Annotated in this window: 20 protein-coding genes; 16 read left to right on the plus strand and 4 right to left on the minus strand. The window is 68.1% G+C overall.

What is annotated here, in order from left to right:
• The first annotated feature begins 58 nt into the window (after positions 1-58).
• The 3 genes from AC24R4_RS13295 to AC24R4_RS13305 are packed head-to-tail and all read left to right on the plus strand — an operon-like array spanning position 59 to position 2,136.
• On the plus strand, positions 59-673 hold the full coding sequence (locus AC24R4_RS13295) for a LemA family protein (protein WP_400392742.1): 615 nt from the start codon (positions 59-61) through the stop codon (positions 671-673).
• A gap of 37 nt (positions 674-710) precedes the next feature.
• Entirely contained in the window at positions 711-1,559 is an 849-nt protein-coding gene (locus tag AC24R4_RS13300) for a TPM domain-containing protein (RefSeq protein WP_400392744.1), read from the plus strand.
• A 40-nt stretch (positions 1,560-1,599) separates the two neighbouring features.
• On the plus strand, positions 1,600-2,136 hold the full coding sequence (locus AC24R4_RS13305; RefSeq protein WP_400392745.1) for a TPM domain-containing protein: 537 nt from the start codon (positions 1,600-1,602) through the stop codon (positions 2,134-2,136).
• A gap of 30 nt (positions 2,137-2,166) precedes the next feature.
• Here AC24R4_RS13305 and AC24R4_RS13310 read toward each other — a convergent pair whose 3' ends face one another.
• Positions 2,167-3,429 carry an MFS transporter gene (locus tag AC24R4_RS13310; RefSeq protein WP_400392747.1) on the minus strand — a complete coding sequence of 421 codons (1,263 nt, stop codon included), beginning with the start codon at positions 3,427-3,429 and terminating at the stop codon, positions 2,167-2,169.
• Between the two features lie 90 nt (positions 3,430-3,519).
• On the opposite strand from AC24R4_RS13310, the gene AC24R4_RS13315 reads away from it, so the two are divergent.
• The 4 genes from AC24R4_RS13315 (at position 3,520) to AC24R4_RS13330 (ending at position 8,653) form a co-directional block, all read left to right on the plus strand.
• The gene (locus AC24R4_RS13315) at positions 3,520-4,443 is read left to right on the plus strand and encodes a LysR substrate-binding domain-containing protein (RefSeq protein ID WP_400392749.1); all 924 of its coding nucleotides are present in this window, start codon (positions 3,520-3,522) and stop codon (positions 4,441-4,443) included.
• 1,029 nt (positions 4,444-5,472) lie between these two features.
• Positions 5,473-6,849, plus strand: a complete 1,377-nt coding sequence (locus AC24R4_RS13320; protein WP_487523953.1) for a sigma-54 dependent transcriptional regulator — start codon at positions 5,473-5,475, stop codon at positions 6,847-6,849.
• A 55-nt stretch (positions 6,850-6,904) separates the two neighbouring features.
• Entirely contained in the window at positions 6,905-7,378 is a 474-nt protein-coding gene (locus AC24R4_RS13325) for a GtrA family protein (RefSeq protein ID WP_487523218.1), read from the plus strand.
• A gap of 54 nt (positions 7,379-7,432) precedes the next feature.
• On the plus strand, positions 7,433-8,653 hold the full coding sequence (locus AC24R4_RS13330; protein ID WP_487523219.1) for a glycosyltransferase family 87 protein: 1,221 nt from the start codon (positions 7,433-7,435) through the stop codon (positions 8,651-8,653).
• 48 nt (positions 8,654-8,701) lie between these two features.
• Here AC24R4_RS13330 and AC24R4_RS13335 read toward each other — a convergent pair whose 3' ends face one another.
• Genes AC24R4_RS13335 through AC24R4_RS13345 form a run of 3 tightly spaced genes read right to left on the minus strand, consistent with a single transcriptional unit; the run spans position 8,702 to position 12,267 of the window.
• Positions 8,702-9,718, minus strand: coding sequence for a glycosyltransferase family 2 protein (locus AC24R4_RS13335; protein WP_487523220.1), 1,017 nt, complete (start codon positions 9,716-9,718; stop codon positions 8,702-8,704).
• Positions 9,711-10,997 carry a glycosyltransferase family 87 protein gene (locus AC24R4_RS13340; protein ID WP_487523221.1) on the minus strand — a complete coding sequence of 429 codons (1,287 nt, stop codon included), beginning with the start codon at positions 10,995-10,997 and terminating at the stop codon, positions 9,711-9,713. Before AC24R4_RS13340 ends, AC24R4_RS13335 begins: the two co-directional genes overlap by 8 nt.
• A gap of 1 nt (position 10,998) precedes the next feature.
• Positions 10,999-12,267, minus strand: a complete 1,269-nt coding sequence (locus AC24R4_RS13345; RefSeq protein ID WP_487523222.1) for a glycosyltransferase family 87 protein — start codon at positions 12,265-12,267, stop codon at positions 10,999-11,001.
• Positions 12,268-13,344: 1,077 nt separating this feature from the next.
• On the opposite strand from AC24R4_RS13345, the gene AC24R4_RS13350 reads away from it, so the two are divergent.
• The 9 genes from AC24R4_RS13350 (at position 13,345) to AC24R4_RS13390 (ending at position 20,577) form a co-directional block, all read left to right on the plus strand.
• The gene (locus AC24R4_RS13350; protein ID WP_487523223.1) at positions 13,345-13,518 is read left to right on the plus strand and encodes a Flp family type IVb pilin; all 174 of its coding nucleotides are present in this window, start codon (positions 13,345-13,347) and stop codon (positions 13,516-13,518) included.
• Positions 13,519-13,611: 93 nt separating this feature from the next.
• The gene (locus tag AC24R4_RS13355; RefSeq protein ID WP_487523224.1) at positions 13,612-13,788 is read left to right on the plus strand and encodes a Flp family type IVb pilin; all 177 of its coding nucleotides are present in this window, start codon (positions 13,612-13,614) and stop codon (positions 13,786-13,788) included.
• Positions 13,789-13,829: 41 nt separating this feature from the next.
• Positions 13,830-14,003: a Flp family type IVb pilin gene (locus tag AC24R4_RS13360; RefSeq protein WP_153946739.1), complete on the plus strand. Its 174-nt coding sequence runs from the start codon at positions 13,830-13,832 to the stop codon at positions 14,001-14,003.
• A 35-nt stretch (positions 14,004-14,038) separates the two neighbouring features.
• On the plus strand, positions 14,039-14,542 hold the full coding sequence (locus AC24R4_RS13365; protein WP_487523225.1) for an A24 family peptidase: 504 nt from the start codon (positions 14,039-14,041) through the stop codon (positions 14,540-14,542).
• 74 nt (positions 14,543-14,616) lie between these two features.
• The gene (locus AC24R4_RS13370) at positions 14,617-16,029 is read left to right on the plus strand and encodes an ATP-binding protein (protein WP_487523226.1); all 1,413 of its coding nucleotides are present in this window, start codon (positions 14,617-14,619) and stop codon (positions 16,027-16,029) included.
• Between the two features lie 45 nt (positions 16,030-16,074).
• Entirely contained in the window at positions 16,075-16,923 is an 849-nt protein-coding gene (gene cpaB, locus AC24R4_RS13375; protein WP_487523227.1) for a Flp pilus assembly protein CpaB, read from the plus strand.
• Between the two features lie 66 nt (positions 16,924-16,989).
• The gene (locus AC24R4_RS13380; RefSeq protein ID WP_487523228.1) at positions 16,990-18,861 is read left to right on the plus strand and encodes a type II and III secretion system protein family protein; all 1,872 of its coding nucleotides are present in this window, start codon (positions 16,990-16,992) and stop codon (positions 18,859-18,861) included.
• Positions 18,862-18,887: 26 nt separating this feature from the next.
• Entirely contained in the window at positions 18,888-19,235 is a 348-nt protein-coding gene (locus tag AC24R4_RS13385) for a hypothetical protein (RefSeq protein ID WP_487523229.1), read from the plus strand.
• 34 nt (positions 19,236-19,269) lie between these two features.
• The gene (locus tag AC24R4_RS13390; RefSeq protein WP_487523230.1) at positions 19,270-20,577 is read left to right on the plus strand and encodes a pilus assembly protein TadG-related protein; all 1,308 of its coding nucleotides are present in this window, start codon (positions 19,270-19,272) and stop codon (positions 20,575-20,577) included.
• Positions 20,578-20,585: the final 8 nt, after the last annotated feature.

The raw sequence follows: 20,585 nt of genomic DNA on the forward strand, positions 1-20,585 counted from the left end.
CTTGACCACGCTGCGCTACACTGCAGAATTGCCATTCCGGAGATCGAGGAGTCCCTTGATGCGCACTGCCACCGCCCCTGCCACCACCCCCGCCCTGTTCCGCTGGCTGCTGCTCGGCCTGCTGGCCAGCCTGCTTTCGGCCTGCGGCTACAACGATTTCCAGAAGAAGGACGAGGCCGTCAAGGCCGCCTGGGGCGAAGTGGTCAACCAGTACCAGCGGCGCGCCGACCTGATTCCGAACCTGGTGGCCACCGTCAAGGGCTATGCCAGCCACGAGCGCGAGACGCTCGAAGCCGTGACCAAGGCCCGCGCGCAGGCCACCAGCATCCAGGTCACGCCGGAAACGCTGAACGACCCCGAAGCGTTCGCCCGCTTCCAGCAGGCGCAGGGCCAGCTGACCAACGCGCTGTCGCGGCTGCTGGCGGTGTCCGAGAACTATCCGAACCTGAAGGCCGACGCGTCGTTCCGCGACCTGCAGAGCCAGCTGGAAGGCACCGAGAACCGTATCACCGTGGCCCGGCAGCGATATATCGCCGCCGTGCAGGACTACAACGTGCTGGCGCGCAGCTTTCCGACCAACGTGACGGCGATGGTCTTCAAGTACCCGGTCAAGCCATCGTTCACCGTGGAAAACGAGAAAGCCATTTCCACCCCGCCGGCCGTGAAGTTCTGAGCGCCCGGCACTGCAACGCGAAACCCGAAAGACCATCATGCGAAGACTGGTCAAGCTCTCGTTCCTGGCATGGATGCTGGCCATCGTGCTGGCAGCGCCGGCCCGGGCCGCCGACGGCTTCGTGGCCGTGCCGCCGCTGAACGCGCGCGTGACCGACCTGACCGGCACCCTGAGCGCCGACCAGCGCAACGCGCTGGAAAACGTGCTGGCCGAATACGAGCAGCAGCGCGGCAGCCAGATCTTCGTGCTGATGCTGCCCACCACCGACCCCGAGACCATCGACGCCTACAGCATCCGCGTGGCGGAGGCGTGGCGCGCGGGCCGCAAGGGCATCGACGATGGCGTGATCGTGATCGTCGCCAAGGACAATCCGCCCGGCCTGCGCAAGATGCGCATCGAGGCCGGGCGCGGCGTGCAGGGGTCGCTGACCGACGCCATGTCCGGCCGCATCCTGCGTGACGTGATGGCGCCGCATTTCCGCCAGAACGATTTCTATGGCGGGCTGGCCGCCGGCATCTCGGCCATCCAGGCCGCCATCGACAAGGAAGGGCTGGCCGCGCCGGACCGCCGCAAGCCGCAGGGCAATGTCGATATCGGCGACTGGCTGCCGGTGCTGTTTCCGCTGGCCATCATCGTGTTCTTCTTCCTGTCGGCCATGCTGCGCCGCGGCGGCAGCCCGCACGTGGTGACGGGCCGGCGCGGCTGGCCCACCGGCACGGCCGGCGGACTGGGCGGCATGACCGGCTACGAGATCGGACGCCACTGGGGTAGCGGCGGCGGTTTTGGCGGTGGCGGCTTTGGCGGCGGGGGCGGCGGCGGGGGCGGTGGCTTTGGCGGCGGCGGGGGCGGCGGCTTCGATGGCGGCGGCGCGTCCGGCAACTGGTAACGGTGGATAACGGTGGCTAATCGTGGGTAACGAAGATCCGATGCACAAACCCCAGGCGTCGCACCCCGCGTCCAGGCGGTCGCTCAGGCGCGTGCTGCGCCATCTGGGCACCGGCCCCGGCACGGCCCGCAAGGCCTTTCCCGACGAAGCGCGCCATCAGCTCCAGGTGGCCGTGCACAAGGGCGAGCAGCATCACCGTGGCGAAGTGCGCGTGGTGATCGAAGCCAGCCTGCCGCTGGCGCTGGCGTGGCGCGGCACTTCGGCGCGCGAACGGGCGCGGGCGCTATTTGGCGCGCTGGAGGTCTGGAATACCGAGGACCATACGGGCGTGCTGCTGTATATCAATCTGGCCGACCATGCCGTGGAACTGCTGGCCGATCGCGGCATCGACGCCTGCGTCACGTCCCGGCAATGGCAGCAGATCTGCGCGCAACTGGCGCAAGGGCTGGCCAGCGACCTGTCGGTCAAGCCCGTGCTCGACGCCATCGCGCAGATCCACGCGCTGCTGACCACGCATTTTCCCACCCACGGCGGGCGCAACCCCAACGAACTCGACGACCGGCCCATCGTTCTGTGACCAAGCGCGCCGCCGCGGCCTGACGGCGCCCTAGGGCTGCTTCTCCATCAGATACCAGATCGCCGCCAGCACCTGGACCGCCACCAGGCCGGCCCAGACCCACAGATGGGCCGACGCCGGATAGTGGCCGCCCGTGGCCGGAAAGAAATCGAGCACGAAGCCGATGCCGACCTGGAACACGAAGGTGGCCAGGAACACGGTCAGCGTCATGGCCGTGGTGGCGCGGCCGATCAGCGCATCGGGAAAGCGCCGGGCCAGCAGCGCGTAGGTCAGGATGCCGCTGGAGCCGAACACACCATAGGCACCCCACAGCACGGCAAGCGAGACAAACGGCAGGCGGGCCATCAGCAGCAGCTGGATCACGATAAAGCCGATCATGCCGAAACCGGCGAAGGCATAGAGGCTGATGCCGCGCCGCTCCAGATGGCGGGCCGCCCAGCCCGCGCCCACGCAGCCGGCCATCATCGCGATACCGATCACCGACACCAGCCGCGCGCCCGCGCCTGCGGCCAAGCCCTGCACATCGCGCATATAGGCGCTGACCCACAGCGTCTGCACGGCCAGGAAGATGCCCTGGTTCAGCAGGGTCAGCGGCACCACGCGCCAGAAGCGTTCGCTGCTCAGGATCGTCCGCGTGCCGCGCAGCTGCTCGGCAAAGCTCTCCTTGCCCACCCGCTTGACGTCGGGCACCCCGAACCAGAGCAAGACGGCCATGCCGAACGAAATCGCGGCCAGGCCGGCGCTGACCGTGCGCCAGTCCGTCCAGGACAGCAGCCACGACAGCGGGGCGCCCACCACCACCGCGCCCAGCCCGCCAATGGCCATCACCAGCCCGTTCAGCAGCGGCATGCGCGACAGCGGAAACCACATCGACAGCGCCTGGATGGCGGCGCCCAGGCACACCGACACCCCAACGCCGATCATCGCGCGGCCCACGGCCAGTCCGACCATGCCCGGCGCCCAGGCAAACACCAGCGATCCGGCCACCGCCAGCATCAGCAGCACGGCCTCGGTGCGGCGCGGGCCTAAACGGTCCAGCAGGATGCCGGCGGGCAGCTGCGCGCAGGCGAAGCCAAGGAAGTAGAAGCTCGTCAGCAAGCCCAGGTCGCCGGCGGTCAGCCCCAGTTCGCGCGTCAGGAACGGCGCGAAACCGAGGTTCACGCCACGGAAGATGTACGACACCAGGAATCCGAGCGAAAAGAACGCCAGGACACGCCAGCGCGCCGGCGCAGCATGATTTGGCTGCGCCGCGGCGGCAGCCGGTCGGGTGGGATGAGCGGTGGAAGTGTTCATGCCCTGCATTGTGATCACCAGCTTGGTGCAAGACCAGCGAAAGATACCCGCGGCAATTGTGAGTAGAATTTGACGACATTCCGCACCGCCATGGTCAACAGTCGCCCCCCTCACCTGCCCCCGCTCCAGGCGCTGCGCGCGCTGGAAGCCGCCGCGCGGCACCGCAGCTTCTCGCGTGCCGCCGAAGAACTGGCGCTGACGCACAGTGCCATCAGCCATCACATTCGCGCCCTGGAAGACAACCTCGGCACCAAGCTGTTCCGGCGCACCGGGCTGACGATGACGCCCACCAGCGCCGGCGCCCGGCTGGCCGAACAGGTGCGCGGCGCGCTGGACCAGCTGGAAGTGGCACTGCGCGAGGCCAGCGACGTGGCGGCCCCGCCGGTGGTCCGGCTGCAGGTCAGCGTCATGGCCGACCTGGCCAACGCCTGGCTGATCCGCCGGCTGCCGAGCCTCCATGCGCAGGCGCCCGAACTCGATTTGCATCTGCGCCTGCATGCGGAGATTTCGCCACCCGACCCGTATTCGGTCGATGTCGGCATCTGGCACCAGCGCGTGGACCTGCCCGGCTTCGAGTGCCACAACCTGATTGAAGACCATGTGATTGCCGTGGCCAGCCCGGCCTTGCTGGCCAGGTATCCGGGCTTTACCGTGGCCGACCTGCCCCGGCTGCCCATGCTGCGTTTTGCGCTGCGCCCGTGGCGCGACTGGCTCCTGATGGCCGGGCTGCCGCCCGAGGAACCCGAACGCGGCCCGATCTTCCAGGACGCCGGGCTGATGCTGCAATCGGCAGTGGCCGGGCTGGGCGTGGCCACGGCCCGGGCGCAACTGGCGCAGGACTACCTGGCCAGCGGCCAGCTGGTGCAGATCGGCACCACGCGTATCCCGTCGAGCCTGCATTACTGGGTGACCTGGCGTGAAGGGAATCCGCGCGAAAAGGCCATCCATCGCTTTCACGCGTGGCTCAAGGAGCAGATTGCCGGCATTGCGCCTGCGGAGGAACTACAGCAGTGAAACAGACTGCGCATGCCGCCTGCCGGCTTGTTTCACGTTTGCAACCATTTAGAGCAGGAGTTGGAGGTCGAGCGCAAATCCCCTCCAAACTCATCCGTACAGGCGAGGCCGAACCGCGGAATTCGACCAAATGACGGACGGAAATCGGCATGTCGTCTCGCGCGGACGCCGAGTATCGATAATGATTTGCAACCCCCCAGCGGTTTCTTCAGCCTTCATTAAGGTAACCGACCGCGCCGCAGCAATGTCTGCCACCCCAAGTATCAAAAGAGAGACATCCTTCCAGGGAAATATCCCTCCCGCATCGGCCTCCCCGGAAGTGGCGGAAACATTCCCTGTCCCCACTTGCGTGGGGAGAAAGATGTCATGCGGGATATCTGCATTTGTCACCGATGGGCGGTGCTCCCCGGATATTGCGGGCGCCTCCACCCTGCCGCCGGAGGACAAAGTTTCATAAATGGAACACTTTTGCCGCGGCAAGCGGCCGCAAATTTGAGTCAACGAAAAAATACAATAGAAATCAATGACTTAACATAGGCGGACGATGGGTGACTATATTGCCATCAACGGGCTGATTCCAGGGACGGGTCGGTCTTGCGGAGCTGGAGCGTTCCCAGGCGAGCCAAACCCGCAACCAGTGATGGACTGACGCAGCAATGTGCAGATCCAATCCGCGTGGCGGCATCCGGGCAACCAGCCGGATTGCCGCCACGACATATATGCCCAGGGTTTTTTCTTCTGTTGCACGCGGCCGAATGGGGTGAACAGCGTATCCGGCGGGCCGACCGGAAAGTTTGCGGGAAAACGGGAATCGGCGAATTCAGAGCCGGAACCGGGGGATTACTCTCATCACGAAGCAGCGGCACGGGTCGCGCATCACCGCCGCTCCGCTTGGCCAGGCGCAACCGCGCCGGATGGGCTTGCCCCCAACGATTCAACGTTTCCTTTCTCCCGCAAGCCAGGTGGTGGAGTCCGTATTTGACTCGTCGCCACGGCAGTTGGAAAAAACAAAAAATGCTGGGGGAAATCATGAGCTATTACGTCAACCGCCCGTTGCTGTATCTGTCCAGGCATCACGATGCGTCGTTGTGCCGCTTTTTGTCCGGCCAGGGATGGAAGCTGGTATTTGCCAACAGCCTCGAGGACCTGGCCGGGCTGCCACTTGACGGGCCGTTCTCGGCGGGCCTGCTCGATTTCCACAGCGGCTTCAGCGACGTCGAAATCGAGCTGATGGAGCCGTGGCTGGCCGCGCGCCACATCGGCTGGATCGGCGCGATCAGCAGCTCTGACGCACTGACCGACACCACGCGCAAGCTGCTGACGCTGTACTTCATCGACTACTACACGGCACCGTTCAACACGGCCGATCTGAGCCGCGCGCTTGGTCACGCGGTCGGCATGGCCGCCCTGCGTCCGGGGCGCGAGCAGCCAACAGTGCCCGAGGCGCGTCCGCACGGCATCATCGGCGAATGCCACGCCATGCAGGCGCTGTACCGCAGCATCGACAAGGTGTCCAGGTGGGACACGCCGGTGCTGATCTCGGGCGAGTCCGGCACCGGCAAGGAACTGGCGGCACAGGCCATCCACCGTGCGTCGCGCCGCGGCAGCCAGCCGTTTGTCGCGGTCAACTGCGCGGCCATTCCGCCCACGCTGCTGATGTCCGAACTGTTCGGCTACGAGCGCGGCGCCTTCACGGGCGCCACCAAGCGCAAGCCGGGCCGGATCGAGATGGCGCAGGGCGGCACGCTGTTCCTGGACGAAATCGGCGACATGCCCCTCGAAAGCCAGACCAGCCTGCTGCGCTTCCTGGAAACCGGGCGTATCGAACGGCTGGGCGGCACCGAATCGGTGGCGGTCGATGTCCGGGTCATCTCGGCCACGCACGTCGACCTCGAAGCGGCCGTGGCGGCCGAGCGGTTCCGTGGCGACCTGTACCACCGCCTGTGCGTGCTGCGCGTCAAGCAGCCGCCGCTGCGCGAACGCGGCTCCGATGTGCTGCTGCTGGCCGAACATATCCTGGAGACCGTGCGCAAGGACTCGCCCGAGCATATCCGCGGCTTTTCGCCGCTGGCCTTGCGCGCCATCACCGCCCATGCCTGGCCGGGCAATGTGCGGGAACTGCTGAACCGCATTCGCCTGGCCGCCGCCATGTGCGAGAACGGCGTGATCCAGCCGTCCGATCTCGAACTCGGCGCGCCCGTGGAGACCAAGCCGCTCACGCTGGCGGCCATTCGCGAAACGGCCGAACAGAACGCGATTGTCGAAGCCCTGCAACGGCACCACGAGCGCCTGATCGACGTGGCGGCCGAGCTTGGCATCTCGCGCGTCACGCTGTTCCGGCTCATGCGCGACTACAAGCTGCAGGTGCGCAAGGGCAACGTGGGTCTGGTCTGCGTCCAGAACTGAACTGACCAGATCAGCCGATCAGCGGATCAGCCGGCAGCCGACGCGGAGCCCGACCATGCAGCACGCCCAGTCTCCATCCCGCCTGCGCGACAGTGGCGCGCCGGGCCAGACGACGGACAGGCCGACGGACCGGCCGACAATCTGGCAGCGCATGCCGTCGCGGGACACCTTCGTGCGGCTGATGCGCTTCGGCGTATCGGGCGTCATCGCCACGGGCATTCACGTGGCGGTGGCCACGCCGCTGATCTACCTGCTGCATGCGTCGCAGGTGAGCGCCAACGGCGTGGCGTTCGTCGTCGCCAATATCGCGTCGTACCTGCTCAACACGCTGTGGAGCTTCGGCGCCACGCCCTCGCGCGACAGCTACGTGCGCTTTCTGATCGTATCGCTGCTGGGCCTGGGCCTGACGCTTGCCATATCGGCCGGCGCGCAGGCGCTGGGGCTCGGCTACTGGGCCGGCCTGGCCGTGATCCTGTCAGTGGTGCCGGCCGTCACCTTCGTATTGCACCGGGCCTGGACGTATCGCTAGCCGGGCCAGCCCTCACTTCCATCGGGCCGGACCGGCCCATCAAGAGGAGCCCCCATGCCAGCGGCCACCGACCTGCCCACGCCCGCGACACACGGCGGCGCGCAACCCGCCCGCTGGCTGACGCCCGGACGGATCTGCCTCTATGCGGCCACCTTGCTGGTCCTGGAGTGCATCGTGATTGGCGCATGGTGGTACAGCCACGCGATCATCGCCAATCCAACCGTGCCGGGGATGGGCTGGGATTTCGTGGTGTACTGGTGCGCGTCCTCGCTCGCGCACCTGCATGGCGCACCGGCCGCCTATGACTGGGAACTGCTGCGCGCCGCCGAGCGCCCGCTGCTGCAGATCGCCTTCGGCCCGTTCGCCTATCCGCCGACGTTCCTGCTGCTGATCTATCCGCTGGCCCTGTTGCCGTTCGGGCTGGCGCTGGTGCTGTTCTCGCTGGCCGGCGTCGCGGTGTATCTGGGCTACCTGCGTACCGTGATTGGCCGGATACACCGCTACTGGTTCGTGCCGGCACTGGCCTTCCCGGGCGTCTGGGTGGCGCTGATCGCGGGCCAGAACTCGCTGTTCACCGCCGTGGCCGCCGGCGGGGCACTCTGGCTGCTGCGGCGCCATCCGATTGCCGCTGGCGCCTGCATCGCGCTGCTGTGCGTCAAGCCGCAACTCGGCGTGCTGTTTCCGCTGATGCTGCTGTGCGAGCGGCGCTGGGTGGCGTTTGCGGCGGCGGCAGGCTGTACGGCGCTGTTCGTCGGCCTGACCACCGCTGCGTTCGGCGTGGACGTCTATCCGGCGTTCTTCCGCAGCATGGCGATGTTCCGTGAGGCGGTGGCAGTCAACAGCGGCGTCCTGCGTGGCGCGCCGACGCTCTTCGGCATGTTGCGCGTGGCCGGCATCGACGTGCCGCTGGCCTACGCCGTACATGCCGCCGTGGCGCTGTGCGCGGTGGCCGCATGCGTGTGGATGTGGTGTGGCCGGGCGCGGCTCGCGCTGGGTGCGTCGGCATTGGTGGTCGGCACGCTGATCGTCCAGCCCTATCTGATCTACTACGATCTGGCCTGGCTGGCGATACCGCTGGCGCTGCTGTGCGTGGACATGGTCCGGCATGGCAGCCGTGCGTGGGAGCGCCTGCTGCTGGCGATCACGTGGCTGGTACCGGTGCAGGCGATGAGCCCGCTGGTGATCGGTGGCATGCCGCAGATCACCCCCTTCGTGCTGGCCGGCCTGCTTGCGCTGATCGTGGCGCGCCATCAAAGCAACGCCGCCCGATCCTAAACCGGACCGGGCGGCGCCCCACCCCTCGGAAAAACCCCCCGGAAAAACCTACTGCCGCTTGCCGCCCGCCGCGATCGAGATCACCCGGCCGCCACTGCCGAAGCGCCCTTGGGGCCGGCGGTCCTGATAGCGGCGCTTGACCAGGTAGATCGGGCGCGCCTTCGATTCATCGTAGATGCGGCCGATGTACTCGCCCAGCACGCCCAGCCCGATCAGCTGCAGTCCGCCGAAGAACAGCAGCAGCGACAGCACCGACGCATAGCCGGGCACATCGACACCAAGCAGAATCGTCCGGGCCACGATGAACGAGCCGTAGCAGAACGCGACCATGGCGACGAACGAGCCGACGTAGGTCCAGCTGCGCAGCGGCAGCGTGCTGAAACTGGTGATGCCCTCCAGCGCCAGGTTCCAGAGCCGCCAGCCGGAAAACTTGGACTCCCCGGCGCTGCGCGGGGCCCGTTCGTACTGGACGATCGCCGTGGTGAAGCCCACCCAGGCAAACAGGCCCTTCATGAACCGGTGCCGCTCGGGCAGCTGCTTCAGCGCGTTGACCACGGAGCGGTCCATCAGCCTGAAGTCGCCGACGTTCTCGGGGATCTTCAGGTCCGACAGCCAGTTGTGCACGCGGTAGTAGGCGGTGGCGGTCACGCGCTTCAGGAAGGTATCGCTGGCGCGGCTGGCGCGTTGGGCCAGCACCACCTCGGCACCGGCGCGCCATTTTTCGACCAGCGCGGGAATCAGCTCGGGCGGGTCCTGCAGGTCGGCGTCGATCGGGATCACCGCGTCGCCAAACGCCTCGTCGATGCCGGCGGTCAGTGCCGCCTCCTTGCCGAAGTTGCGCGTCAGGTCGATCACGCGGACACGTGCATCGCGTCGCGATACCGCGATCAGGCGCGCCAGCGTGTCGTCGCTGCTGCCGTCGTTGACGCAGACAATCTCGAAGCGCGTCCGCGGCACCGATTCCAGTACCGGCACCACGCGTGCGAAGAAGGCCTGCAAGGCGTCGCCCTCGTTGTAGAACGGCACCACCAGCGACAAGAGCTGGTTATCGTCATAGTCAGCCATGATCTCTTTCCTCCCGGCGCGTGTGGTCGCGCGCCACGTCTCCCGGCATCGGGCGATGCCCCTCCATCCTTTCCATCCGGATTCGCCACACGCCAAGGCCCAGGGCAAGCATCAGCCCGAGCGGCAGCGGCTGGCATCCAATCTCCGCATCGGTCACGCGGGTCCACAGCGGCATGAGCCACAGCACGGCCAGCAGTTCCCGCTCGCCCCGCAGCCAGCCCACCCGATGCGCATGCACGCCCAGCCACGCAATGGCCAGCCCGAGACACACCAGGTCGTAGTCGTACAGGTAGGCAGGCAGCAGCAGCCCGCCCGTGACAAGCACCGCCGCACGCAGCGCGAAGCTGCAGGGCCCGGTCCACGCATAGATGACCGATGCCAGCGCAGCCGCGGCCACCATGCCGTGGATGGCATAGGGCAGCAGCACGCCGCCGCTGATCAGCTTCACCGCCGCAAACACCGTGGGCATGCGCGCCAGGAGCGCGGCGCCCTGCTCCACCGATTCGCGCGCCATGGCGGCGTTGCGCAGGAACGCGGCGAACGGCTCGGTGCCAAACGCGAGCAGCGAGATCAGCGTCAGCAACAGCGTCGTGGCGACCATGGCGCCCAGCGCACGCCAGGCACGCGCGCAAAGCAGGGCTACCGGGAACATCAGCGCAAGTTGCGGCTTCATCGCCACCGCGCCCAGCAGCACGCCCGCCAGCACCGGACGCCGTTGCAGGCAGGTCAGCGCGAGTCCGGCGCAGCCCGCCAGCCACAGCGCGTTCTGTCCGGTAGCCAGCACGACGACGATGCCCGGAAACGCCACCGCCGCCAGACGCGCGTCACGCCAGGGCAGCGTGCGGTGCATCGCCCATGCGTACCAGGCCGCACCCCCCGCCAGAAAGACAAAGGTGGCCAGCCCATAGGGCAGCAACCCGAACGGCAGCACGAACCACAGCGATGCGGGCGGATACAGCCACGGCAGCACGCCGTCGCCAATGGCAAGACCGGGCACGGCGGACAACTCCATCTGCCGCAGCGCGGCGAAGTCGTAGGGCGCGGCCGCCCCGCTGGACAGTGCCAGCTTTGCCGCGCTCCAGAACACGACAAAGTCGCCGCCCGGCGCAAATACGCCAGGGCTATTCAGCACGCAGGCGCGCAACAGCCAGATGCCGAAATACAGCGCGTAGCACCCCAGCGCCACGCATGCGTAGAGACGCAGGCGCCGCTGGTCGAGCCAGTGCGCCGGGGACGCGGCGGCCCCGCTGCGGTGGGTGGCGGCGTGTACCGTGGCCATGTCAGGTTCCCACCGGCGCCGGAACCGGCGCGCAAGCGGTGCGCGCCATCACCCGGCGCACCGCCACCAGCACCAGCAATGCCGATACGAGCGGGCCGATCTGGGGCATGCCAAGCTTGGGATTCACGTGCTCGAAGACCGGCAGCCACCATGCCACCAGCAGCAAGGCGCGCTCGCGGCTGGCCAGCCCGTGGCGAATGCCGTCGCCGACCAGTCCCGCCGCGGCAATGCCCATCCATGTCAGCTCGTAATGGCGCACGTACGGCGTGGCCAGCAGCGCGGCGGCGGCCAGCACGGCCACGCACAGGGGTGCCTCACGTGTGCGGGACCAGACGTAGGCCACGGACGCCGCCGCCGCCAGCGCCGCCAGCCCTTGCACGGCATAGGCGGCGGACGGGCCGAGCCCCGCCAGCTGCGCGGCCGCCAGGACGGACGGCATGGCGTACCACCCCTCGGGCGTGCCTTCCACGAGATTGGCGCGGGCCCACGCGATGCTGCGCAGGAACGCCGGAATGGTCTCCCAGCCGCAGATGGCCACGCTGACCGCCGCAAAGATCGCGGCCGTGGCCGCCGCGCTGGCCAGTGTGCGCAGATGGCGCCCCGCGATCAGCGCCACCGGCACCAGCAGCGCCAGCTGGGGCTTGATGGCCAGCAGCCCGATCAGCACGCCGGCCAGCACCGGGCGCTTGCCCATCAGGCACACCGCGCCGCCGATCAGCGACGCCGTCAGCAGCGAGTTCTGGCCCAGGATGACGGAAATCAGGACGGCCGGCGACGCCAGCACCGGCAGCCACAGGCCGCGCCGCAGCAGCGATCCGGCGCCCACCAGTCCGCCGATCGCCCGCAGGTAGGCGTAGGCGCCCGCCATTGCGAACAGCACATAGCTGAACGCGAGCGGCAGTGCCGCCAACGGCAGCACGACCAGCAGGAACGTGGGCGGATACAGCCAGGGCAGCACGGCTGTGCTGTCCACGCCGAGCGGCCCGTAGGCCGCCATCACCTCGAGGTGCCGGGCCACGTCGTAGGCGTGTACCGCGCCTTCGCTCAGTGCCAGGTAAGACGCGCTCCAGAACACGGCGAAGTCGGCGCCGGGCCGGCTGACGTGGCTGTCGGTGAAGCCGCGGCTGTACCACGCCCAGGTCACCATCAGGAGCACGAACAGGAGCAGGAACGCCGCGCTGTAGGCGCGCGCCCGGTCCAGATCCAGCCATGCGCGACCGGCGTGCTGGCCATGCTTCCCGGTGTCTGTCCGGACTGCTTGCTGATTCATGACTTGCCCCGTTCCGTTGTTGTCCTGCAGGCCGCTTGTCGCCGTTCCCTGAATCTCGGCAATGCCTGGCGTTGCCTAAGTCTTGTCATGCGAGGACGTTTGCGCAAGACACGCCAGGCCGCAAAAGCAGGCCGGAGGCCGCCTGCAACCCGGTGGGCACCGACAACGTTTCCGTTCTGAATCACGGGTGGGTTCCTGGCCGGAAATGGCGCCACGCAAGCGTTTGCGGGCCAGGTGGGAAAGCCGGCGCGCGCGTCGGCCTGCACACGGCGACGCCGTGGATGATTCCATTCGGAAACGTCGCCCCCGCGGCCGGGCGGTTCATCCATCAGACGGGCCATGCCATGCGCCGCACGGGTCCACCCCAGCGGTTGTCATCCAACGGCGTGACCGCGCCCGGCCACCGGCCTCGTCCGCCTCATGCTTTCGGATGAGCGCGGCCGCCGTGCAGCCGCGTCGCCCCGGAACGGCGGTCGGATAGGCCCTCATCCCTGGGTGGCCTCATCCAAAAAAAATCGCCTCGCCAGCGTTTCCGGCTGGCAACGACGAAGGCCCGAAACGGCGCCTGCAGCGCGCATCGCCTCGCCCGCCGTGGGACACACCTGCCCGCAAAGCCTTGCCGCACAAGGGTCCTGGCATGGCTGGCCCGCGGTTTGCCTATGCCTGGCATGCGGCACCGATTCACCGGGACTGCCGCACTGCCCGCGATGACCGTGATTGCAGGCAGACGACCACAACAATTCGGGGAGCCGCACCATGCCAGCTTTCGGTCCGCTCGTGAGATTGCATCGGGCACAGGGTCGCACCGTCTCCGCCCGCGGCGGCGGCAGCGTGCCCTTCCGATGCATGGCACGCGCCAGCCACGCCCAACATGCGGCACGGTGCATCCATGCGTCCGCCGAACGCCGTCTGCAGGCACGCAGCCCGCAGGGCCCCGGCACGGGCGCCGGCCGCTGGCCATTCCACTGCTGCGCCATCTGCGCGCCGCCGCACTGTTGCCGTACCCGCCTCTGAATGTCGGATTGTCCTTACGTAGTTCCCATAGAAGCGTTTGTTCCACAACACAAGGAGCTTGCCATGCAACGACTGACCCAAACCCTGACGCGTTTTGTCCGTGACGACGACGGCGTGACCGCCATCGAATATGGCCTGATCGCCGCGCTCATCGCCGTGGTGATCATCGCCACGGTGCAGACCGTCGGCACCAACCTGAGCAAGGTGTTCAGCTACATCGGCGCCCAACTGGCCTGACGGACCGCAGGTTCCGCGGCGTAAAGCGTGCGTGCCCCACGCTGCGGAACCTGCGACGCCCCGCCTCACGGACCCCAACCTAGGAGAGCACCCATGCGCAACCCCATTGCCAGCCTGAAGACGTTTCTTCGCGACGACGACGGTGTCACCGCCATCGAGTACGGCCTGATCGCCGCGCTCATCGCCGTGGTGATCATCGCCACGGTGCAGACCGTCGGCACCAACCTGAGCAGCGTCTTCAGCTTTATCGGCGCGGAGCTGGCCGCCTGACGGACCACTCACCAAGCTACGGCCCCACTGAGGAGACCACCATGCGCGGCATCCAAACCCTGTGCCGGAACTTCCGCTGCGATACACGCGGCGTGACGTCGATCGAGTACGCATTGCTGGGCGCCCTGATTGCGATGGTGATCATTGGAGCCGTGAGCGTCCTTGGCAGCAATGTCAAGGCGCTCTACGAACTCATTGCAGCGGAGATGCCCTGAAACGGCCACGCCAACCCAGACGAACCGAGCCCGCCATGTCCACGATCCCGTCGCTCTCGCCCTTTGTCGGCCCCATCGCCATCGTGGTGGTACTGACTGCCGCCGCCACGGACCTGCAGCGCCGCCGCATCCCGAACTGGCTGACGTTCGGCGCATGGCTGGCGGCGCTGCCGGTCCAGATGATGGTGCACGGGCCGGCTGCGGGCACCTCCGCATGGGCGCTCGGCTGGCTGACCGGCTTCGGCATCTTCCTGCCCGTCTATCTGCTCCGCGGCATGGCTGCGGGCGACGTCAAGCTGATGGCCGCCGTGGGCGCCTGGCTGGGCGCCAGTCTTGCCGCATGGATCGCGCTTGCGTGCTTCGTGATCGGCGGCGCCTGGGCGCTGATGCTGGTACTCGCGACCGGCAAGGGGCAGCAGTTGCTGCGCAACCTAGGCGGCATCGCGCTTGCCGGCCAGACGGGCCCGTCGGTGGGCTCGCTGCCCTACGGCGTGGCCATCGCCGCCGGCACGCTGACGATGCTGTTCGCCCGGACATGACGGGCCCATCGATGTCTCCGGGCGGCGCCATGCCACGCCACGGCAATGCAGACCAACATTCAAGGGGAAAGGCAATGTCAGAACACCACGAAGACCAGGCGACACCACTGCCCGAGGCACTCGCCTCGGTGGTCCGGCACGCCCAGATCGATCAGGCGCCGCCACCCGCCTGGGCCGTGCCGCCGCGCACCATCGCGGATACCGGGCTGGAGGTGTCGCTGCTGCTGGGGCTGCTGCTGAAGGCCGCCTACCTGCACCGCAGCGTCTCGCTGGCCATCCTGATGGATACGCTCCGGCTGCCCGCTTCGGTGGTGAACGAGATCGCGGCGCTGGGTGTGCGCGAACGGCTGCTCGAGGTGGCGCATCGCGGCGCCAGCGACATCGACGTGCGATTCCGCCTCACCGACGCCGGCTATGCCCGCGCCGCCGAGACCGCCGCGCGCTGCAGCTACACGGGCGCCGCGCCGGTCACGCTGCAGGCGTACATCGACGCCATCGCCCTGCACTCGATCCACCATACGTCGGTGACCAAGACCGAAGTGTCCCGTGCCTTCCAGGAACTGGTGGTGCCGGGGGCGCTTCTCGAATCGATCGGCATGGCCCTGAACACCGCGCGGGCGCTGATGATCTACGGTCCGCCGGGCAGCGGCAAGACCTACCTGGCGCAGCGCCTTGGCGCACTGCTGCCCGGTGCCGTGCCCGTGCCGCATGCGATCACGGTGGCAGGCGAGATCATCCAGGTGCTGGACCCGCTGGTGCACACGCCGGTTGCCGCCGGCGACGCACCGGGCTCCCACCGCGCCATGGACCGCCGCTGGGTGGTCTGCCATCGGCCCGTGGTGCTGACCGGCGGCGAACTGACGCTGTCGATGCTGGACCTGCGCTACGACAGCGCCTCGGGCTTCTACCAGGCACCCCCGCACATGAAGGCCAACAACGGCATCTACATCGTGGATGACCTGGGCCGGCAGATGGTGGGCGTGGAACAGCTGCTGAATCGCTGGATCGTGCCACTGGATCGCGGCATCGACATGTTCACGCTGCACAGCGGCGTGCGGTTCTCGGTGCCCTTCGACGTATGGCCGGTGTTCTCCACGAACATGGAACCCGGCCAGCTCGGCGACGACGCCTTCCTGCGCCGGCTGGGCAGCAAGCTCTACGTGGGGCCGCTGTCGGTCGACGACTATCGCGAGGTCTGCCTGCGCACGGCCGCCGACCTGGGCCTCGCCTGGCCGGAACCGGCCTTCGAATTCCTGCTGGAGAGCCTGCACTTTTCCAGCGACATCCCGTTGCTGGCCTGCATTCCGCGCGACCTGCTGCGGCTCGTGGCGTCGCACCTGCGCTACCACGACGATGCCCCGCACGTGACCGCGGAAGGGCTTTGCCGGGCCTGGCAGAGCTACTACGGCCTGCGCGCCAGGCCGGAAGTGTCGTCACCCGTCACCAGCGAACACTGCTGGCCAGTCGGCCATCCCGCAGCGGGCTGAACCGGCCCGGCCAGGAAGCACGTACCTACGTAGGGGAGAGTCATCATGAAGAACACGCGAGCAATCCTGATGCTGCTGGTTGCGCTGGTCGCCGGCGCGGCAGCGGTGGTATCCGCATCCCGATGGCTGCTCCAACAGTCGTCGAGTTCGACCAGGCAGGTGGTGGTGGCCGCCAACGACCTCGACCTTGGCCAGCCGCTCAACGGCAGCCAGCTCAAGCTGGTGAGCTGGCCGGCCGCCAGCGTGCCGCCGGGCGCATTCGAGGACCTCAAGGCCCTGGACGGGCGCGTGGTACGGACCAGCCTGCAGCGCGGCGAGCCCATCCTCGACGCCAAGCTGGCGCCAATCGGCACCAAGGGCGGCCTGTCGGCGGTCATCAATGACGGCAAGCGCGCCATCACGGTTCGGGTCAACGACGTGGTGGGCGTGGCGGGCTTCGCGCTGCCCGGCAACTACGTCGACGTGATCGTCAACACGAACGAGGAAGCCAGGAGCACCCAGAACGGCAACATCTCGAAGATCGTGCTCGAGAAGATCCTGGTGCTGGCGGTGGCCCAGCAGGTGAGCCGCGACGACACGCAGCCCAAGGTGGTCAACGCCGTGACGCTGGAAGTCACCCCCGACCAGGCCGAAAAGCTCGATGTGGCGCGCAGCGTGGGCACGCTGTCGCTGGTGCTGCGCAACCAGATGGACGTGGCCGACATCAACACCGGCGGCGCCACCAAGCACACGCTGCTGGGCCGCGCCGATCCGCCCGCGCCGGCTCCGGCCGCCACGCCGGCCGCTGCGCCGCGCACCGTGGTCAAGACCCGCACCATCGTGGCCGCGCCGGCGCGCCCGGGCAATTGTGTCGGGGTGCTGGCAGGTGTTCAGGGCAGCCTCGAGTGCTTCTGAACACGGACGGTGACGAACGAGACGCGCAACGCATCCATCCGAATCATTCTCCGGGGGGAGATCATCATGAAAAAGAAAGCATCCGAAGCCGCACGCGGCACACGCCTGGTCGTGCTGGCGGCCATCCTTTGCACACCGCTGGCCGCCGCGGCCCAGGTCGCCGTCGATGCCGGCAACATCGCCAAGGCGACCACGCCGGCGGCATCGGCGGCGCCCGGGGTCAAGGTACCGGCAACGGGCGGTCCCGTGCAGATGACCATCAGCATGACGCCGGTTCCGGCCGCGCCGTCCAACGCCGCCGAGGTGCGGGGCCCGAGCTGCTCCGGCGCCATCCGCAATGAATCGAGCGTGATCGTGCCGGTGGGCAAGTCGCAGCTGATTCCGCTGCCGGAGCCCATTCGCAACCGCACGCTGGGCAACCCGAACGTCGTGCAGGCCACGATGGTGTCTCCGCAAACGCTCTATGTGCTGGGTCGTACCGTGGGCACCACCAACATGATCGTGCAGGGTCGCAGCGGCGCCTGCAGCATCATCAACGTGGTGGTCAACGCGGACGCGAACGGTCTGCAGACATCGCTGGCGCAGCTGCTGCCCGGCGAATCGGGCATCCGCGTGATGACCGCCGCCGACAACCTGGTGCTGACCGGCAGCGTGTCCAGCTCGCAGGCGGCCCTGCAGGCCATGGACATCGCCCAGGCCTATGCCAACGCGGCCCAGGCCGACGGCGGCAATGCCAGAAAGGGCGGCGTGCTCAACATGATGTCGGTGGATACCCCGCAGCAGGTGATGCTGGAAGTGAAGGTGGCCGAGGTCTCCAAGACACTGCTGAACCAGCTGGGATCGGCCGTCAACATCCAGGGCGGCTTCGGGTCGTGGACCGGCGGCGTGCTCACCAACCTGCTCACGGGCGCGGCGGCCGGCTTCTTCGGCAGCAAGGCCAACAACAAGCCGTTCAACCTGGCCATCGACGCGCAGAAGAACGACAGCCTGGTGAAGGTGCTGGCCGAGCCGAACCTGGTGACCATCAGCGGCCAGGAAGCCAGCTTCCTGGCGGGCGGCAAGATCTACATCCCGGTGGCGCAGAGCAACGCGCTGGGCGGCGCCTCGACCATCACGCTGCAGGAAGAGGAATACGGCGTGGGGCTGAAGTTCACGCCCACGGTGCTGGCCAATGGCCGCATCCACCTGAAGGTGTCGCCGGAAGTGTCGGAGCTGTCGCCCACGGGCGCCACGGTCAGCGGCAGCAGCCTGACCGGCCAGACCATCCTGCCGCTCATCACGACGCGGCGAGCATCCACCACCGTGCAGATGCGCGATGGCGAGAGCTTCGCGATTGGCGGCCTGCTGCAGGACAGCGCGCGGGGCGCGTTGAAGGCCCTGCCTGGCGCGGGCGAAGTGCCGGTGCTTGGCACGCTGTTCCGCAGCACGCAGTTCCAGCAGGACCTGACCGAGCTGGTGTTCATCATCACGCCGCGCCTGGTCAAGCCGATGACGAACCAGAACTACCCGCTGCCGACCGACGGCTTCAGCACGCCTGACCCGCTGTCGCTCTACTTCATGGGCAACATGGAAGGCCGCGGCAAGCCGCCGCAGCAGCCCGCCCCGGCCCCGTCGCAGCCGGCCGCACCGGCCACGGCCCCGGCACCCGCCCCTTCGGCACCGCGCACCGAGAACACCCCAGGCACGCCGGTCCCGACGGTCCCGGTCGGCAAGGTCCTCGACGAACCGGCGCCCTCGGCCCCCGCGTCTCCGGCCGCACCCGTGGCTGCCGCGCGGCCACGCCCGCCCCGGGCGCCCGTGACGGGCACGGCGCCGGCCGCCACGGCCGAAGACCAAAGCGCGCGCGTCGCACGCATCGAAGCCACCGCGCAGCGCCTGGCCCAGGCCCGCGCCGCGACGGCCACCGCCACCGGCCCCGGCACCCCGGGCAGCAACTGATCCGCCGCGCCTCCAGGAGAACGATCATGAACAACACACGCAAGCTTTCGCGCAGCGCCGCCACGCTGGTAGTCGGCACCCTGACCTGCCTCGGGCTGTCGGCCTGCATGACCTCGACCCCCGTGTGGGACCATCACCGGGGCGAGGCGCTGGCCGCCATCAAGCAGCAGCAGATCATCAACCCCGAAGCGCCGGCCGGACTGCCCACCGTCGAAGGCACCGACGGCAAGACGGCCGTGGCCGCGATGCGCAATTTCGACCGCTCGCTGATGCGGATGCAGCAGGGCACCGGCGCGCCCAGCGTCTTCGGCATCGATTTCGGTTCGGGCGGCGGCTACGGTGGCGTCGGCATGGGCGGCGGCGGCCAACGCTGAAGCCAACGCAACGCTTTCCGGGGAGGGTGCCATCATGTCCAGAACCAGGCCTCGCGGCAAGCCACTGCTCCGCATTCACGCGCGGCAGCGCGGCGCCGTCGCCATCATCGTCGGCCTCATGATCGCGGTGCTGGTCGGCTTCATCGGCCTCGCACTCGATCTGGGCAAGCTGTACGTGAGCAAGAGCGAACTGCAGAACCGGGCGGACGCGTGCGCGCTGGCCGCGGCGCGCGACCTGACCGGCGCCACCCCGCTCACGGTTTCAGAGGCCGCAGGCTTTACCGCCGGGGCCCGCAACCTGGTGCTGTTCCAGGGCAAGCTGGAACAGCAGCCGGGCATCAAGTCCACCGAGGCCGTGACCTATACCGATTCGCTGGCAAACCCCTTCCTGGACAGGAACTCGGTCACGTACCCGCTCAACACCATCAAGTACGTGAAGTGCGAGGTCTCGCGCGCCGGCATCGCCAACTGGTTCGCACAGGCGCTCAATGCCCTGCCCGGCACGCACATCGGCCCGAGCACGGTCGCCGCCTTTGCCGTGGCCACGACTACATCGGCGCAGACCACCTGCGCGATCCCCGTGTTCGTCTGCAAGGCCGACACCGCCACGCCGCCCGTGCCAGGCGGCTACACCATCGGGCAGTGGCTGACGACCAAGGCGGGCACAGCGGACGTGCAGGATTTGTCATACGGCGGCGGAAACTTCGGCTGGGCGGACCTGAGCGGCGGCACCAGCGCCAAGGACCTGGCCAACCAGCTCAAGGGCGCCGGCCAATGCAACCTGCCGGCCACGGGCGCCGAAATCGGCACGACCGGCAACAAGGCGTCGATCTCCGACGAATGGAACAGCCGCTTCGGCATCGTCAAGGGCAGTACCGTGGGCGTGACCGACTTCACGGGCTTCGCCTACACCCCCACGTCGTGGAAAGCGCAAAGCAACGCCTACAGCGGCACGTCGACCGACACCAAGGGGGCGACGCAGTCCAACTTCCTGGCCAACCGCAAGGCCTACGCGCCCTATCAGGGCGACACGGCCGCCGGGCTGACCACGCAGGGCACCACGGCGAGCGGCCCCACCTACCAGGCCGGCGCCGACCGCCGCCTGGTGCTGGCACCCATCGTCGACTGCTCGCCGCTCGGCACCCCGGGCGCGCACAAGGTGACCGTGACGGGCTGGGCCTGCCTGCTGATGCTCGACCCGATGCAGAAGGGGGGCGCCAACGACACGGTGCATCTCGAGTATCGCGGCGATTCGAGCTTGCCGGGCAGCCCTTGTGCCACGCAGGGCATGCCCGGCGCCAGTACCGGCGTCGGTCCGCTGGTTCCCGTGCTGGTGCAATAGGAGTCGAT

The sequence above is a fragment of the Cupriavidus sp. CER-90 genome, from assembly GCF_057652055.1.